Below are 15191 nucleotides of genomic sequence, written 5' to 3'. Positions count from 1 at the left end.
CCTCTCAATTCCCGCCGCGAAGAATGGAGTTGCCTTCGTGCGTGGCCGGTCCGCAGCCGGCGGCGGTCTCCAGGTCGAGCCGGCCGCTCTGCCCGTAGAAGGCGACGGGGTTGCGCCACAGCACCTTGTCGACCTCGTCGTCGCCGAAGCCGGCGTCGAGCATGGCGTCGCCCACGGCGCGGGTCTTGAGCGGATCGCTGCGGCCCCAGTCGGCAGCGGAGTTGACCAGGACACGGTCCGTGCCGTGCAGTCGCAGCAGCCGCACCATGCGGATCTCGTCCATCTTGGTGTCGGGGTAGATGGAGAAGCCCATCCAGCAGCCGGACGAGGCCGCTTCGTCCACCGTCGCCTCGTTGAGGTGGTCGAGCACGACACGCTCCGGCGGCAGATCGGACTCGCCGAGCACGTCGAGCGTGCGCCGCAGGCCCGCGGCCTTGTCGCGGTGCGGGGTGTGCACGAGGGCGGGCAGGCCGTGGTCGGCGGCGAGTTGGAGCTGGGCGGCGAGCGCGGTGTCCTCGGCCGGTGTCATCGAGTCGTAGCCGATCTCGCCCACGGCGACGACGCCGTCCTTGACGAGGTAGCGGGGCAGTTCGTCGAGGACGGGCACGCAGCGGGGGTCGCCGGCCTCCTTGGGGTTGAGGGCGATGGTGCAGTGGTGGGCGATGCCGTGCTGGGCGGCCCGGAAGGGCTCCCAGCCCAGGAGGGAGTCGAAGTAGTCGTAGAAGGACCGGGGCGACGTGCGGGGCTGGCCCAGCCAGAAGGACGGTTCGACGAGGGCGCGCACGCCCGCCTCGTACATGGCGGTGTAGTCGTCGGTGGTCCGCGAGGTCATGTGGATGTGCGGGTCGAAGATGCGCATCAGATCTCCTCGGGCGGGTGCGCGGGGGCGTGGTCCTCCGGTGCTCCGGCGGCGGGCGGGCATCCGCCCGGGGGGCCCGTCAGGCCGAGGGCGCGGTGCACATCCGCCGGTACGGGGCGGCCGGCGGCGGTGCGTTCATGGGCGAAGTCGCCGAGCATCCGGGCCAGTTCGGCGTCGCCGCGTGCTCGGCGCGCCAGGCCGGCGACCGCGTCGAGGGGAACCGAGGTGAACAGGCACTTCAGCACCGCGTGCCGCCAGCCGTGCGGGTCGAGATGTGCTGCCGCGTACGGGCCGACGGCGGCGGCCACGAGGGTCGTGTCGTTGGCGCGCAGCGCGTCCTCGACCAGCGGCAGCGCCTCCGGGGCGGCACCCGCGGGCAGCAGGGGCAACGCGCGCAGCACGGCGGCGCGTTCGGTTGCGGTGCCCTGCCGGTACAGACGGGTGAGGGTGTCCGTGCCGGCGTCCGCCGCGTGCAGGAGGAGGATGCGGGCGTCACCTGCGGCGGTGCGTCCGCAATGGCGCCCTGCGGAGGCGAAGTGCAGCTCCCAGGCGGCGTTCCCGGGGGCGTGCCCCGTCTCGGCCGGTGCCTCGGCTGCCTCGGCTGCCTGGGCTGCCTCGGAGAGCGCTTCTGCCAGCCATGCGCGCCCGTCGGCGTCCAGGTGGTGCTCCAGCCGCACCCGGATGTCCTGGAGCGTGGGATGTCCGTGCGCGTCGGGAAGCCGGGGCGGGGCGGGGGGAGGGGGGTCGTGAGGGACGCGGGGGTTCAGCATGGTGCTGCTCCTCTCTCCGTCTCGGGCAGCGGCCGTTCCGCCGCTCCCCCGGGGCCGGCCGCGCCGCCGCTGCTGGCCGCACGGGCCTCGGCCCGCCGGAGGAAGCGGAGGGCGTCGCGGGCGCAGTCGGGCCCGGCGTGCGAGTGGCGGGGCAGTTCGACGGTGACGAGCCCCCCGTAGCGCGCCTCGCGCAGCGCGGCGAGAACCGGCGGCACGTCCATCTCGCCTTCGCCGAACGGGAGATGTTCGTGCACGCCGCGCCGCATGTCCTCGATCTGCACATGCCTCAGCCAGGGCGCCGCGGCCCGCACGCACTCGTGCGGCGGCTCGGGCTCCAGGCACAGGCAGTGCCCGACGTCCAGCGTCAGGCCGAGGCCTTCTGGCTCGCCGAGGCTGGAGCGCAGCCGGTGGAACGCCGCCAAGTCGCCCAGCAGATGCCCCGGTTCGGGCTCGACCGCCAGTGCCACGCCCGCGGCCTGCGCTGCCGCGAGCAGCGCGCCGACGCCGTCCACGAAGCGGGGCCAGCCGGTGTGCGCGTCCACGCCGTCCGGCAGTGTGCCGCTGAAGAAGTGCAGGGCGTGCGCGCCGAGATCGGCGGTGACGCGCACGGCCTTCAGCAGCAACTCCAGGCGCGCGGCCCGCGCTTCGGGATCGGGGTCCAGGAGGGTGGGGTGGTGCTTGCGGCGCGGGTCGAGCACGTAGCGGGCCCCGGTCTCCACGGTCGCGGACAGCCCGTGCCGCCCCAGCGTCCTGCCCACGGTGGCCGTCCGCCGCGCCAGGTCCGGTGCGAGCGGATCGAGATGCATGTGGTCGAGCGTGAGTCCCACGCCGTCGTAGCCGAGGTCCGCGAGGAGAGCGAGGGCGTCGGCGAGCCTCAGGTCGGCGAGGCCGTTGGTGCCGTACGCGTAGCGCAGGCCGGAGCTTCGCTGCTGCCGGGCGGTCCCGGTTGCTGTCCCGGTCCCGGCTCCTGCGGTCCCGGTCATGTGGGGCTGACCTTCCGTGAGAGCCGCGCGGCCGACGGCAGCAGCGCGAGCACCAGGGCCGCCGGACCGGGCCGCCCCGCACGCGCGCCCAGCGCCGCCTGGAGCGGGATCGTGGCGCGTATCCCTCCTCCGACGGCGCGCTGGAGCAGCGGCGGCGAGGGGTTGAGGACGGCATGGGCCAGGGGGCGGGCGGCGGTGGCCGCGTAGGCCGCGGCCATCACGGCACGGGCCCGGCCCGTCGTCCTGCCGCTCGCCGGCCCGGGGGCTCCGCCGGCGACAGCGGCGACCGCTCCGACGGCGCCCAGCGCGGCGAGGGGCACCGCCGGTGACGCGCCGAGCGTCTCCCGGCGCGAGAGAGCGGTCACGGCGAAGGTGTGGGCTGCGAGCAGTCCGGCGGCCCGCAGCACCTCGCCCCTGCGTCCTCGCGTGCCGGGGTGCGCGGTGGGCCGTGCGGTGGGGGGTACGGTGGTGGGCACGGCGGGGGCCGCGGTGGCGGGCACGGTCGCCGCCGCGCCCATGACGAGGTCGAGGCCGCGGGCGGCCGACATCGCCGCCGGGCCGAACGGCGTGTGCTTGAGCCGCAGGTCGTAGGCCCAGACCGTGCCGGCGAGCGCGGTGGCGGTCAGCAGCGCCGGGCGGCCCGCCGCTGCGGCCAGGCCCACTCCCGCGGCCGTCAGCGCCGCTGCGGCCGCCAGTGCCCGTGCCGGGGTGATGCGTCCGGACGGAAGCGGGCGCCCGGGGCGTTCGACAGCGTCGATGTGCCGGTCCGAGTAGTCGTTGAGGGCCATGCCGGCCTCGTACAGGCACAGCGACGAGCCGGCCGCCAGGGCCGTACCGCGGTTGGGCCGGTGGCCGGCTGCCGCGGCGCCCGCGATCGCGTCGCCGGGCACCGTGAACAGGGCCGACACGCGCAGCAGTTCGGCCCAGGCGGCAGCGGCGGAGCCGCCGCGCGCGGACGGCGTCCCCCACCTCCTTGCGCGACGGCCCGTCATGTGACCGCCCGTCGCGTGGCCGTCCGTCGCGTGACCGCGCGTCCTGCACTCGCCGCTCATGCGGCCGCCCGCAACCGGCCGGCCAGGGCCAGCAGTTCGTGCCACTGACCCGGCAGATCGGCGGGGCCGCTGTCGGGGTCCTTGAAGTAGAACCCGAGTCCGTCCACCGCTCCCTCGATGCCGGCCTCGTGGGCGCGCGCGACGATGCGTGCGAGGTCGAGCACGAGGGGCGCCGCGAGCGCCGAGTCGCAGCCCTGCCAGACGGTCTGGAGGATCATGCGGGAGCCGAGGAAGCCGTCGAAGGCGACGTGGTCCCACGCCGTCTTCCAGTCCCCCAGCGCCGGGACGTCGTCGATGTGCAGCTGCCCCTCCGGCAGTCCGCCCAGGTTGTCGGCGAGAACGCGCTCCTTGCCGGCGTTCTTGGCGGCGGCGGCGCCGGGGTCGGCCAGGGCGGAGCCGTCGCCCCCGCCGAGAAGGTTGGTTCCCGACCAGGCGCGCACCGGCAGCGCGCGCTGCGCGAACATCGGCGCGAGCACGGAACGCAGCAGCGTCTGGCCGGTCTTGCCGTCGCGGCCCGCGTGGGGAAGCCCGCGGCGGCCGGCTTCCCCGCGCAGCCGTGGATGGTGCAGGCCCGTGGACGGCGTGAAGTTCACATACGGGCAGCCTGCGCGGAGCGCGGCGGCCGCGTAGCGGGAGCTGGGCGGCATCGCAGCGTCGTCGCCGCGGCAACTGCCCTCCGTGGAGGCCACGTTGACGACGATTGTGCGGGCGAGGGCGTTGTCGCGGGTGAAGGCCGTGATGTCGGCGGCGAAGGCGTCGATCAGTTCGTCCTCCTCGCGCGGGTCCTCCCCCTCGGCCCCGGAGGGCCGGAGGGAACCTCCGGGGAGGGGGCCGCCGGAGAGGGAACCTCCGGGGAGGGGGCCGCCGGGACGTATACAGGCGTCGGCTGCGGCGAGCCCGTCGTACACGGCCGCGGGGAGGCCGTGCGGGAGGACCCCGCCCGCGACGAGATGTTCGGCACGCTTGGGCAGCGGGCACGAGGCGGTGTCGTGGCCGCCGAAGACCAGCTGTCCCAGCGGGGGCAGCCCGCTTCCGGCGAAGGCGTCGGTCTCGGTGACCATGCCGGTGGGCGGGTGCATTCCGGAGGCGAGAGCGGCGCAGCCCGCGACCGCCGTCGTGGCGACGGAGCCGCGCGCTCCGATGAGCCACACACCGGTGCGCGCGCCGTCCGGGGTGGCGTCGGACTGGGTCGGGTTGTCTTCGGTCACGGCCTGCCTCCGCTGTGAGGGGGTGTACGGGTGGACCGGGTCTCGCGGTGTAGCGGTGTCGCGGTGAGGGGGTGCCGAACAGGGTTGCGCGGCCCCGGAGTTGCACGGAGCTGCACCGGAGCTGCACGCCCGGGACCGTGCCGCCCGCACGGACGGGAACCGTCGTCGGACCCGGCCGGGCGGAGCCCGGACCCGTTGCCGCGGCCGTACCGGTGCCGTTCCGGGTCGGGTCGGTTCGGGTCGGGTCGGTTGTGTCGGTCGCGTCGTTGGGTTCGGGTGGTTGGTTCGGGTCGTTGGGTGATGTGCCCGGTGCGGCTCCCGGGCCGGGTGCCGCACCGCTCACGGCTGGGGCGGCGGGGAGGAGTCGGCGTTCTCCTCGCCCGCCGCCTGCCGGTGTCCGCGGCCCCCCTCGGACCGGTGGACACCGTGTCGACGGACCGCCGGCTGCGGTCCGTCATCCGGCGTGTGCCGGACAGCGGTTCACGTAGGGGTCACCTTCGGGCGCGGCCCCGCCCGCCGGGCGGCGGGGCGCGGCCGGGCCCCCGGCTCAGTGCCGTCCTCCCTGCCGGCTTGTGCCGCCCGCCGCGGGCTCCAGTGGGCGCAGCCTGATGTCGCGGAAGGCCACTTCGTCGTCGTCACCGTGGTTCTGCAGGCCGATGTGGCCGTCGGTGAGACTGCGGGCCGGATCGGTGTTGGTGAAGTCGTTGATGCGGGTGCCGTTGAGCCATACCTGGAGGCGTTCGCCCTCGACGCGGATCTCGTAGGTGTTCCACTCCCCCGGCGGGTTGAGCGCCGCGTCACGGGCCTCCAGGTCGGCCGACTGGAATCCGTAGACCGAACCGGTCGTCTTCTCCGGCACGTCCGTCGCGTCGATCTGGATCTCGTAGCCGTTGTCGACCGCGGACCACGGGTCGTCGGAGGCCGGGAAGCCCACGAAGACACCGGAGTTGTCGTCGCCGGCCATCTTCCAGTCGAACTTCAGGGAATAGCTGCCCTTCAGCTCGGTTCCGTGCCACAACAAGCCCATTCCGCCGACGGTGTTGAGGGTTCCGTCGTCGCTCTCCTCGAAGTGGCCCGGCCCGGCCTGCTTCCACTCACCCAGCCCGGTGCCGCTGTCGTAGAGGGCCCTGTAGCCGTTCTCCGGACGGCAGTCGGCCTGCGCGGCGCCGGTCGCCCACCGCACGCCGCCCAGCAGATGCGTGCGGAAGGCGTCGTCCGCGTAGGACTCCTTGGTGTGCCCGCCACCGGTGTAGAAGGCCCGGCCGCCGCCGTACTCGTGACACCAGGCGATGGGATGGTCGCCGCCCATGTTGCCGCCCGTGTACGAGCCCTCGTCGAGGGCCGCGAGGACGTGGACGTCCTCACGCGGGTTGGAGCGGTAGTTGTACCACTCGTCGGTGCGCTCCCAGGCGGTGCCCAGATGGGCGGTGGCGGGGTTGCCCCTGTCCTCGACGTCGACCGTGGCCGGCTGGATGTGCGGGTGCGAGTCGAACCACGCGCCCACGAGCCCCCCGTACCACGGCCAGTCGTACTCCGTGTCGGCCGCGGCGTGCACGCCGACGTAACCTCCTCCGTCCGCTATGTAGCCCTCGAACGCGGCCTGTTGTGACTTGTCGAGTACGTCGCCCGTCGTGGAGAGGAAGACCACCGCGTCGTAGGCGGCGAGGCGTCCCGGGGTGAAGACGCGCGCGTCCTCCGTGGCGTCGACCGTGAAGCCGTGCTGTTCACCGAGGTTCCGCAGCGCCTCGATCCCGTCGGGTATGGAGTCGTGCCGGAAGCCGGCCGTGCGGGAGAAGACCAGCACGGATTCGCCGTCGCGCGGCGGTTTCTGCGGCGCCGCAGCCTGCACCGGCACCGCTGCCGACGCGGCCAGCAGCAGCGCCGAGGCCGCGGTGACGGCGGCACGAGCGGTGCGAGGTCCGCCGGTTCCGGGCGTTCCGCGTGACCTGCGTGTTCGTGTTCGTGTTCGTGTCATCTGCTCTCCTCCTCTCAACCGGTGGTGACCTTGAAGCTGTCCAGGTCGAACAGCTCGCCCGCGCCGCCCTTGAAGACCAGGAAGAGCTTCCCGGTGCCCTGCGGTGCGTTCTCGACGGCGGTGGTCACATCCCGCCAGCCGTCTCCGGTACCGGCCTCTGCGGTGCCGAGCAGGGTGCCGTCCGGCGCTCCCGCCCGTACCTCGACGGCGCCACCCTCGCTGCCGCCGCTCTTGACGCGGGCGGACAACTCGGTGACGTGCTCGGTGACATACGGGTCGAAGGCGATCCACTGGCCGTTCTCCACTCCGGTCACGGCACGTCCGCCTTCGGCGCCTTCCGCATCGGCGACGGTCACGCCGTCGGCCGAGGAGGTGAAGTGCTCGGCCTGCCGGTGCTCCGGCTGGAGGATGCTCTGGTCGTGGCCGGTCAGGGGGTCCTGGCCGCCGCCTCCGCCGTCGGTGTACTTCGCGTCGAAGACCCCGAAGATGTCGGCGTTCGGGTCGTGTTCGCCGTCCGCGCTGGTCTTGATGGTGCCGGAGCAGCCCTTGGCCGAGGTGATCGGATGGCCGTGGCTGTCGTGGCCGAGCACGTAACTGACCTCGACCTTGGAGCAGTCGATCTCGCCGTCCTCCGGGTCGGTCACCTCGACCTTGAAGGGCACCTCGTCACCGAAGCCGAACGGCTGGCCGTCGGCGGGCAGTTGCAGCGTCACGGTGGGCGCGGTGTTCCCCACGGTGACGATGACGCTCGCGCTTCCGGTGCGGCCGCCGGGGTCGGTGGCTGTCACCGTCGCGGAGTACGTGCCGTTCTCGGTGTAGGTGTGCGTCGGGTTCGCCTCGTCGGAGGTCCCGCCGTCACCGAAGTCCCAGCTGAAGCTGAGCTCGTCCCCGTCGGCGTCGCTGCTGCCCTCGGAGGAGAACGCGACCTCCAGCGGCGCCTGTCCGCTGGTCCTGTCCGACGTGGCCTCCGCGACGGGACTGTGGCCGTCGGTGGCGTTCTCGATGCGGTACACCGCCGAGTTCTCGTCGCCGTTGAAGAAGCCGGTGCCGTAGTCGAGCACGTACAGCGCTCCGTCCGGACCGAACTCCATGTCCATCACCTGCGTCCCCGCCCAGGGGAAGTCGTTGATGGAGGTGACGGTGCCGTCCTTCTTCTGCTCGATCCGCTTGAGCCACTGCCGCCCGAACTCGCCGGCGAAGAAGTCACCGTCGTACTCCTTCGGGAACTTCACATCCGAGTCGAGGTTCTTGTCGTAGCGGTAGACGGGGCCGCCCATGGGCGACTCGGAACCGTCACCGAACTCCGGCACGGACGCGCCGTCGTAGGGAATCCAGGCCGCCTGCGCCGGCGGCAGCTCGGTGAGGCCGGTGTTGTTGGGCGAGTCGTTCTTCGGGGCGTCGCAGTCGAACTTCTCGCCGGACTCGCCGGTGCCGAAGTCGTAGTCGGTGAAGGCGTCGTTGTCGCCGGTGCAGTACGGCCAGCCGTAGTTCCCCGCCTCGGTGACGCGCGCGAACTCCACCTGCCCTGCGGGACCACGGGCCGGGTCGGCGGTGCCGGCGTCGGGACCGTAGTCGCCGACGTAGACGATGCCCGTGGGCTTGTCGACGCTCATGCGGAACGGGTTGCGGAAGCCCATCGCGTAGATCTCGGGGCGTGTCTTCCCGGTGCCCGGCTCGAAGAGGTTGCCCTCCGGGATGTCGTAGGAGCCGTCGTCCTTCACCTTGATGCGGAGGATCTTGCCGCGCAGGTCGTTGGTGTTGCCGGAGCTGCGCTGCGCGTCGAACGCCGGGTTTCGGTCGGCCCGTTCGTCGATCGGGGTGTAGCCGTCGGACTGGAACGGGTTGGTGTCGTCGCCGGTGGACAGCAGCAGGTTGCCGTCGTTGTCGAAGGCGATGTCGCCGCCGACGTGGCAGCACAGGCCACGGCTGGCGGGGACCTCGAGGATCGTCTTCTCGCTGTCCATGTCGAGGGTGCCGTCCTCGGACAGCACGTAGCGGGAGAGCCGGTTGACACCTTCGAAGGGCTTGAAGTCGTCCGGGTTGCCCGTCTCGGGAACGTCGCCCTCGGGGGTGTTCAGGGGCGGCGCGTAGTAGAGGTAGACGAAGCGGTTGTCGGCGAAGTCCGGGTCGGCGCCTATGCCTTGGAGCCCTTCCTCGTCGTGGCTGTAGACGGGGATCTGCCCGGCCACCTTCGTGGAGCCCCCCGCGTCGGTGAGGCGCAGCGTGCCGTCGCGCGAGGTGTGCAGCACGGACCGGTCCGGCAGCACCGTGAACGTCATCGGCTCACCGGTCTCGGCAACTCCCTTCGCGAGAGTGACCTGTTGGAAGTCGGCGGCCTCGGGCTTGGCGTCCGCACCGCGGGGCGGTGCCGCCGAGGCCGGTGCGGCGCCGAGTGTGAGGCCGCCGGCGACCAGCACGCCCGAGAGAAGAACGGCGATGCGGGAGCGGAACGCGCTGCGCCGCCGCCGGGGGCGGGGCGGCGAGTGGCGCTGCCGTGGGTGTCTGTTTGGTCCGGAGGGCAGGAATGAAGAACGGGTGATCCTGTGCACGCGACTACTCCTGAGAGGGAGAACGGTTGGTGACGTGGGTGTCGTTGACCGCTTGAGCTGGCACAGGCGCGCGCCGTCGCGCCGCATGGTGGTTGTCCTGGCAGGACCGTGGTGCGGTGGTGCGTCGGGAGTCGGGGCTTACGGGAAGGTGCGGGAGCCGTACGAACTACGAGGGGGAACGCGGCTCATGTCCGTTGCACCACAGGACGGTAGCCATCTTCGTCCCATTCGGAAACCCCTTTGGCAACGGATAAGTTGGCTTCATCCACGATGTGGACAAAGTGTGAGCGACTGGGGGCGGGCGGGCGGGTGGCGGCTGCGGCAAGGCTCCGGGGTCGGGCTGACACGGGGCCCGGCGCCCGCTCGGACCAGGGGCCGAGTCACGGCCACAGGCCGCCCCGGCGATCGGCGCAGGGGCGCGGATGGCGATCGGCGGGCGTAACGCTGCGTGACCGGAGAGGAGTTCAGGGAGCCGGTGCGCAAGGCAGGACTCCCATGCATCCAGCCTGAAAGCAACTCAGTACACCGCAACAGGGCACACCAGACCTGGCGCTTCCAGGAGCCATCGAGGCCTCAAAGAAGCTCCCGCAGAGCGAATACAGAAAGGACAACGCACACCAGGAAGCTGCCCGGGTTCACAGAGTTCCAGCAGCATCGAATTCGTTGCCATCGCCGCCCCCAACCCCGCCACGTTAGTGAGTCAACGAAGAAGCAGATCCTACCGCTCATGACCTCAAGGCCGCTTGGTCCATATTTCCCTTAGTGCGGAGGCGGGATTGAGGTTCCTTCATGAACCACTATGCGACGTGGTCAGCACTGCAACAACGCCAGAAGAATCACGCCGATCGATCAATCCGTTCTCTGCCCTTGTTGGTGATTTCAAGCCACCAAAGTGCCCCCTGCGGTTCCCAGTCGTAGGCCTCACAACCGTCGACGAATTTCCTGACCGATTCGTCCACAGAACATGTCCAAGCCTCGAACCCACTTTCGCCGAGATCACCGACCCGCATCAAACCCTCCTCCAGGAGGAAACGGATCAGCTCGACTGTAACCTCACGAGGGTCATCACCTTCCTGACCACCTGCTTCCCATCCATACGCGATGACACTATCTACCATAATCCAGTCGTCTTCTGCATCACGAAGGATCTCAGTAACGAAGGCCTGCAACCGATCCCTCATCGGCCTCCTTCACGAACCGCTGTCAATGTGCACCTTCTTAGGGGTGGACTTCCCTGGCTCAATGATATCGATCGTCTCGCCACCAGAAGCGGACGTCGTTCGCCATTGCACCACAGTTCCGTCTTCCAGCTTGTACACCTCAGGGATCTTTGGTCCTCGTGCAGGAAGACGCTCTGCACCCTGTGTCCACGAGTCGAACTTGGCGCGCAATTCCCCCACGCTTTCAACTACTTTGACTTTCCCTTTCTGCTTTCCGTCAGGTAGGCCGTCGAAATCCCGCCGCATAGCTGCGGGACATGCGGCCAAGCCGAGCGGGTCCGCCCACGTGTGCGGGTTGTGCACGTACGTGACCGGGTTAGGGGCAGGGTCGAGGCCCAGGGGGTCCTGGGAGATGTAGCGGGCCGTGGTGGGGTCGTAGTGGCGGTGGAAGTTGTAGTGCAGGCCCGTCTCCGGGTCGGCGTACTGGCCGGGGAAACGCAGCGGCGTGTAGGCCGTGGCGTCCGCGTTCCACGTCGTCGTGCCCCACAGGGTGCTGCGCGTGCGCCAGGCGATGCCGCCGCTCTCATCGAGCAGTTCGGACGGAGCACCCACCAGGTCCGTGGCGATCGCGAAGAACCGCGAGTCGATCTCGGCCTGCGTCGTCTCGTTCGTGATGCGCTCGGTCTGCGTCAACGGCCGCAGACCGTCGTGATCCCACGTGAGCGTCACCGGATCCGGCAGATTCGGAGCAGTGCTCGTCTGCTCCACCAGCGTCGTACCGTCCCAGGTGAAGTCGACCTGCTCCAGCACCTGTTCACCGTCGCCCTGGCCGTCGTCGCCGCCGAGCCGCTGCTTGGCGATGCGCCGGCCCAGCGGGTCGTACAAGTACCGCCAGCGCGTCCCGTCCGGCGTCGTCACCGACGTCAGACGGTCCTCCCCGTCCCAGGAGTAGCGCCAGGTGTCCGGCTTCTTCGACAGCCGCGACTTCTGCCGCAGCACCGCACGGCCCGCCTCGTCGTACTCGTAGCGGATCGACCCCGCGGTCAGCAGCTTCGTGCCGCTGTAGCTGCGCTCACCCCGCGCGTCCGAACCCGCGTGCTGCGCGGGCCAGTCGGCACTGGTCTGGTTGCCCGCCTCGTCGTACGCGTACGCCTCCGACCAGTTCTCCGCACGCACTGCCGTCACGCGCCCGGCCGGGTCGAGGTCGAAGAGCTGCGAGCCGTTCAACCGGTCGTCGACGCCCACGAGATGACTGTCGGCGCGGTAGCGGTACGTGCGCTGCTGCACCGTGCCTGCCGAGGGGCCGGCGATCGTCTGGGACGCCAGACGCCCCGCCGGGTCCCACAGGCTGGTGAACGTCAGGGCGTCGCCGACGCTGCGACTGGTCTCGCGACCCGACTCGTCGTGGTCGAAGGTGAGCGTGTGCCCGTTGGTGGTGAGTGACGTGCGGTTGCCGACCGCGTCGTAGGTGTAGGTGGTGACGGTGCCGGCGGGGGTGACCCGGCGGGTGCGGCGGCCGAGAGCGTCGTAATCGTGGGTGAGGACACGGCCGTTGACGACCTCGTCCTTGACGCGTCCGAGCTTGTCGCGGCGGCAGACCAGCTCCGCGTCGGGGCCCGAGGCGGATATGAGACGCCCGGCCGCGTCGTAGGTGAAGTCGGTGGCGTCGCCGTCGGCGTTCTTCCTCGTGACGCGGCCCATGGCGTCGCGGGTGAAGCTGACCGTCTCGCCCGCCGGGTTGGTGCGGAAGGCCAGGCGCCCGGCGTCGTCCTGGCCGTACTGCACGGTGCGGCCGTCGAAGTCGGTCTCCGATATCAGGCGGCCCGCGGGGTCGTAGGTGTAACTCCAGGTCAGTCCCTGCGGGTTGGCGACCTGGACGAGGCGCAGTTCGGTGTCGTAGGCGAAGGTGTGCCGCACGCCGTCGGGGCCGGTCCGGGCGGTGCGCAGGTCGAAGTGCGTGTATTCGTAGTGGGTTTCGCCGCCGACGGCGTCGGTGTGGGTGAGGCAGTTGCCCTCCCCGTCGTACGTCCAGCTCTGCACCTCGCCGCCGGGGTCGGTACGGCTCAGGAGGTGGCCCTCCGTCGTCCACTCCAAGCTGGTGACGGCGCCCGACGGTTCGGTGACGGTGACGGGCCGCCCGAACGCGTCGCGCACGTACGCGGTCGTCCCTCCCAGGGGGTCGGTGATCCACACCGGCAGGCCTGCCGCGTCGCAGCGGACCGCGGTGGTGGCGCCCAACACGTCGGTGACGGACGCGAGATGGCCGCGGGCGTCGTAGCCGTAGGTGGTGGTCGAACCGGCCGGGTCGGTGACTGCGGTGAGCAGTCCTCGCTCGTCGCGGGCGTAGTGCCACTCCGCGCCGTCGGCGTCGGTCCTGCGAACCGGACGGCCGTGCTCGTCGTACTCGACGGAGACCTCGCCGCCGTCGGGCAGCACGACGCGCAGCGGACGCCCGACCTCGTCGTAGGTGTACGAGACCGTCGCACCCTTGGGGTCTCCCCGGCCGGAGGCCGGGAAAGGGTCCGTCACCGTCAGCGGCCGGTGCTCGTCGTCGTACGTGGTGCGGGTGGTGCGGCCGGCGCGGTCGGTCTCGGCCACGATCCGCAGCTGGGCGTCGACCGTGAACAGGGAGATGTGTCCCAGGGAGTCGGTGACCCGGGTCGTGGTGCATCCGGGTTCGCTGCTGTCCAGGCCGTACTCGAAGCGGGACTTGAGGTGTCCGGCTTCGCCCTCGTGGTGGATGCAGCGGTCCTCGTCGTCGTAGACGTACGAGAACGAACTGTCGTTGCTGTCGGTCCACTTGACGATGCGGCCGCGTTCGTCCACCTCGTAGCGGGTGGCACGGTCCTCGAAGTCGGCCACGGAGGTGAGGAAGCCGCGCTCGCCGTAGGCGTAGGAACGCAGCCGCACCGGACCCTCGGGGGTGCTCAGCGACAGCGCCGTGATGCGTCCCGCGTCGCAGGTGAACAGCAGCTCGTAGCCGCCGGAGTGGGACATGGAGTGCGGCTGTCCCAGATCCCACTCGACGGAGATCCAGTTGCCCTGCGCGTCGGAGACGGAAGCGAGCCTGGCGATGCCGTCCCCGCCCGGTTCCACACCGGCGGGCGCTTCGAAGGTGCGGGTGATCCGCTCGACCGGGTCGTGGAGGACGTACGAGCCGTCCGGGTGACGCTCCAGCGTCCACGGCACTCCCTTGACCGGGGTGACGGACAGGTCCGGCGCCGGATGGGGATAGGCGCGCACGCTGCCGTCGGCGGCGACGTGCACGACACCTTCGGCGTCGGCCTCCAGACGCTCGTCGATGGTGGAGGCCCAAGCGGGCCCGAACCAGCCGCCGTTGCGGTACGCGGACTCGAAGGTGCGGCTGAAGTCGAGCGGGAAGGTGCCCGGCAGGCTGACGTCGGTCTGCGGCAGCACCATCCGCCCGGTGGCCATGTCCACGGGCTCGTTGCGCAGCACCTTGCACTTCAGGTCCCGCGCGAGGTCGCTGATGCGCTCCTTGACCGACTTCCGGGCAGCCTGCTTCGCGCCCTGCTCGGCGGCTTCCTTGCCGCCGGCCTTCAGGGCGCCCTTGAGGCCTCCCTTGGCGGCGCCGCCGGCGCCCTTGCCGCCGATGAGGTCGACGGCGACTTTCCCGATGGCCTCGGCCGGGTCGCGCCAGTTCTGGTTCTTGACGATGCCGACGAGGCGTTCGGGGTGGGCGACGGTGGAGGCCAGGCCGGTGGCGACGCCGTTGACGTTCTGCATGTACTGGGCCGGGTGGGTCAGGTTGTACGGATCCTGGGGGTTGAGCATCCGCACCAGGCCGACCGTCTCACCCAGGCCCTTCAGTGCCCCGCCGACCAGGTGCACGCTGTTGAGCGCCATGCCCTCGCCCATGGACTTGAAGGCCAGCTTGGCCATGTCCCAGGCGCCGGGCAGCTTCGGGGCCTGCTCGACGAGCCCCTTCATGGCGTCCTTCGCGCGGCGCGCGGCGTCGTCGCGCTGATGCCTGGCCTCGCCGACCATGTGCTGGGCCCGGTCCAGTCCGGCCTTGCCCGGGTCCTGGAACGGCGGCGGCTTCGGGCCGGCGTCCTGACCGGAGTCGTTCTTGCGGTTCCACTCGTCGGCCTTGGCGTTGTAGTCGTCAACTGCCTTGTCGGAGGCGGCCTTCGACTTCTTGTACAGGGCGATGGCCTCCTTGGCCTCGCCCTGCGCCCACTGCACGGTGGAGGCGTACTGGACCATCTGCTTCGCGGCGGCCTCGCACGCGTCGGCTGCCTGCAGCCAGAACTTCGGCTGCGGCTGGAACTCGGAGCGGAACGCCTCCCCGGCCTCGCCTTCCCAGCCGTGCACGTCCAGGCGCTTCAGGCCGGAGCCGAGCTTGTCGAACGCCTTGTAGAAGTCCCGCAGATGCTCGGCCCGGTCGGTCAGCTTCTCCACGTCGCCGTGGATGATCTCCTTCGGGTCCTCCGTCTCCCCCAGCTGCCGTTCGGAGACGTCGGCACCGAGCTTGTCCGCCGTCCACTCGCCGGCGTCCCGTACGCCCTCGGCTGCGCCTTCCAGCCCTACGCTCTCCAGGCCGTCGGCGGCCTTGCCGCCGGCCCACTCGACTCCGTCGCCGACCGCTTCGAACGCGTCCCCCAGACCCACAGG

General features: G+C 71.1%; 9 protein-coding genes. All 9 read right to left on the bottom strand.

Translation table 11 applies throughout. The features are described from left to right. Nucleotides 1-4 precede the first annotated feature (4 nt). Nucleotides 5-859, bottom strand: a complete 855-nt coding sequence (locus tag H180DRAFT_RS14845; protein ID WP_055486538.1) for a TatD family hydrolase — start codon at nt 857-859, stop codon at nt 5-7. Further along, on the bottom strand, nt 859-1629 hold the full coding sequence (locus H180DRAFT_RS14840; protein ID WP_175437773.1) for an EboA domain-containing protein: 771 nt from the start codon (nt 1627-1629) through the stop codon (nt 859-861). The genes H180DRAFT_RS14845 and H180DRAFT_RS14840 overlap by 1 nt, the downstream gene beginning before the upstream one ends. Continuing rightward, nucleotides 1623-2612: a sugar phosphate isomerase/epimerase family protein gene (locus tag H180DRAFT_RS14835; protein WP_079100125.1), complete on the bottom strand. Its 990-nt coding sequence runs from the start codon at nt 2610-2612 to the stop codon at nt 1623-1625. Before H180DRAFT_RS14835 ends, H180DRAFT_RS14840 begins: the two co-directional genes overlap by 7 nt. Further along, the gene (locus H180DRAFT_RS14830) at nt 2609-3664 is read right to left on the bottom strand and encodes an SCO3242 family prenyltransferase (RefSeq protein WP_079100124.1); all 1056 of its coding nucleotides are present in this window, start codon (nt 3662-3664) and stop codon (nt 2609-2611) included. Before H180DRAFT_RS14830 ends, H180DRAFT_RS14835 begins: the two co-directional genes overlap by 4 nt. Continuing rightward, nucleotides 3661-4872 carry an inositol-3-phosphate synthase gene (locus H180DRAFT_RS14825; RefSeq protein ID WP_055486536.1) on the bottom strand — a complete coding sequence of 404 codons (1212 nt, stop codon included), beginning with the start codon at nt 4870-4872 and terminating at the stop codon, nt 3661-3663. Before H180DRAFT_RS14825 ends, H180DRAFT_RS14830 begins: the two co-directional genes overlap by 4 nt. Nucleotides 4873-5419: 547 nt before the next feature. Continuing rightward, on the bottom strand, nt 5420-6847 hold the full coding sequence (locus H180DRAFT_RS14820; protein WP_079100123.1) for a ThuA domain-containing protein: 1428 nt from the start codon (nt 6845-6847) through the stop codon (nt 5420-5422). A 14-nt stretch (nt 6848-6861) separates the two neighbouring features. After that, nucleotides 6862-9285 carry a PQQ-dependent sugar dehydrogenase gene (locus tag H180DRAFT_RS14815; RefSeq protein ID WP_055486688.1) on the bottom strand — a complete coding sequence of 808 codons (2424 nt, stop codon included), beginning with the start codon at nt 9283-9285 and terminating at the stop codon, nt 6862-6864. 947 nt (nt 9286-10232) lie between these two features. Further along, entirely contained in the window at nt 10233-10577 is a 345-nt protein-coding gene (locus H180DRAFT_RS29510; protein ID WP_139151390.1) for a hypothetical protein, read from the bottom strand. A 9-nt stretch (nt 10578-10586) separates the two neighbouring features. Beyond that, nucleotides 10587-15188, bottom strand: coding sequence for a putative T7SS-secreted protein (locus H180DRAFT_RS14810; RefSeq protein WP_055486535.1), 4602 nt, complete (start codon nt 15186-15188; stop codon nt 10587-10589). Between the last annotated feature and the right edge of the window lie 3 nt (nt 15189-15191).

It is taken from the genome of Streptomyces sp. WMMB 322 (assembly GCF_900090145.1).
In the GTDB taxonomy this organism is placed as follows: Bacteria; Actinomycetota; Actinomycetes; order Streptomycetales; family Streptomycetaceae; genus Streptomyces.
This window is presented reverse-complemented; position numbering and strand designations above follow the sequence as displayed.

What these genes read in the sequence shown, in the direction of transcription:
- H180DRAFT_RS14845 (WP_055486538.1), bottom strand. Translation starts at nt 859, where the DNA reads ATGCGCATCTTCGACCCGCACATCCACATGACCTCGCGGACCACCGAC.
- H180DRAFT_RS14840 (WP_175437773.1), bottom strand. Translation starts at nt 1,629, where the DNA reads ATGCTGAACCCCCGCGTCCCTCACGACCCCCCTCCCCCCGCCCCGCCC.
- H180DRAFT_RS14835 (WP_079100125.1), bottom strand. Translation starts at nt 2,612, where the DNA reads ATGACCGGGACCGCAGGAGCCGGGACCGGGACAGCAACCGGGACCGCC.
- H180DRAFT_RS14830 (WP_079100124.1), bottom strand. Translation starts at nt 3,664, where the DNA reads ATGAGCGGCGAGTGCAGGACGCGCGGTCACGCGACGGACGGCCACGCG.
- H180DRAFT_RS14820 (WP_079100123.1), bottom strand. Translation starts at nt 6,847, where the DNA reads ATGACACGAACACGAACACGAACACGCAGGTCACGCGGAACGCCCGGA.
- H180DRAFT_RS29510 (WP_139151390.1), bottom strand. Translation starts at nt 10,577, where the DNA reads ATGAGGGATCGGTTGCAGGCCTTCGTTACTGAGATCCTTCGTGATGCA.